General features: G+C 62.5%; 1 protein-coding gene. It reads left to right on the plus strand.

The features are described from left to right. Window positions 1-77 precede the first annotated feature (77 nt). The gene (locus tag AC3WOE_RS30450) at window positions 78-1,526 is read left to right on the plus strand and encodes an IS1182 family transposase (RefSeq protein WP_492696289.1); all 1,449 of its coding nucleotides are present in this window, start codon (window positions 78-80) and stop codon (window positions 1,524-1,526) included. Window positions 1,527-1,689 lie beyond the last annotated feature (163 nt).

The raw sequence follows: 1,689 nt of genomic DNA on the forward strand, positions 1-1,689 counted from the left end.
GAGGCTGTGTGAAAACCCTCCTGTGATTGCGCGCGCCGCTGCCTAGATTGTGGGAACGCCACAGCATGGGCTGCCGCATGAAGCGATTCATCGAGGGAGACGACCGACACCAGGTCACGCTGCTGCCGGAGTGCTTGGACGACTTCATTGCAGAAGACAACACCGTTCGTATCGTGGACGTCTTCATCGATGAGCTGGACCTGGCGGCCCTGGGCTTCGACGGCGCGAGCCCGGCCGCGACGGGCCGCCCCTCGTATCACCCGTCGGTGCTGTTGAAGCTGTACCTGTATGGTTATCTCAATCGCATCCAATCCAGCCGGCGCCTGGAGCGCGAGTGCCAGCGCAATGTGGAGCTGATGTGGCTGACCGGCCGGCTGGCCCCCGACTTCAAGACCATCGCGGACTTCCGCCGCGACAACGGCAAAGGCATCCGCAACGTCTGCCGTCGCTTCGTGATGCTGTGCCGCGAGTTGAAGCTGTTCACCGAAGCCGTCGTGGCCATCGACGGCAGCAAGTTCAAGGCGGTCAACAACCGCGAGCGCAACTACACGCCCGGCAAGATCGAGCGTCGCGAACGGGAGCTGGAGGAGAGCATCCAGCGCTATCTCGACGCGTTGGAGACGGCAGATCGGACCCAGCCCACGGAGATGCAGGCCAAGACCGAACGACTGCAAGGCAAGATCCAGAAGATGCGTCAGCGCATGCAGGATCTGCAGGCCGTCAAGGCGCAACTGGAGACCCTGCCGGATCGGCAACTCTCCCGGACGGACCCCGATGCGCGGGCCATGACCACCTACAGCGCCAAGGGCACGGCCATGGTGGGCTACAACGTGCAGACCGCGGTAGACACCAAGAGCCATCTGATCGTTACCCATGCGGTCACGAACAACGGCAATGACCGGGCACAGCTCAGTGCCATCGCCTTGGCCGCACGTGATGCGATGGGCAAGCGCCGGCTGAAGGTCATTGCAGACCGCGGCTACTACAGCGGTCCAGGCCTCAAGGCTTGTGAGGATGCCGGGGTTGCAGCGCTGGTTCCCAAGCCCATGACGTCCAATGCCAGGGCTGAAGGCCGATTCGACAAGACAGACTTCATCTACATCGCTCGCGCCGACGAGTACCAATGCCCGGCTGGGCAGCGCGCGATACACCGCTTCAGTCGCGAAGAGGACGGCTTGCAGATCCGCATCTACTGGTCGAGCGCCTGTCCTGCTTGCCCGATGAAGGCGCAATGCACGACGAGCGAGTACCGGCGCATCAGGCGGTGGGAGCACGAGGAGGTCATGGACAAGGCACAGCAGCGGCTGGACCGGATGCCGAATGCGATGACGGTACGCAAGAGCACCATTGAACACGTCTTCGGCACCCTCAAGCACTGGATGGGCTGGACGCACTTCCTGATGCGAGGCATCCAGAACGTGGCGACGGAGATGAGCTTGAGCGTGCTGGCGTACAACTTCAAACGCGTCCTCAGCATCCTCGGCTTCGAGCGGACCAAAAAGGCGATGCGGCTGCTGGGCGCATAGACGCCCATTTACTGCTCCCGTAGCCTGCATCTACGGCCCCAAGGGGCGCGCTGCAGTGATCACGACGCCAACGGGCGCGGTCAGTCGGATAGAAGCAAGCGCTCAGGATCAAGAGCGTCATCCGGTTGTGAACAACACATCCGATGCGTTCTCACACAGCCTC

This window comes from Roseateles sp. FW305-36, from assembly GCF_058787015.1.

Coding starts and splice junctions, on each gene's coding strand:
- AC3WOE_RS30450 (WP_492696289.1), top strand. CDS start 78: ATGAAGCGATTCATCGAGGGAGACGACCGACACCAGGTCACGCTGCTG.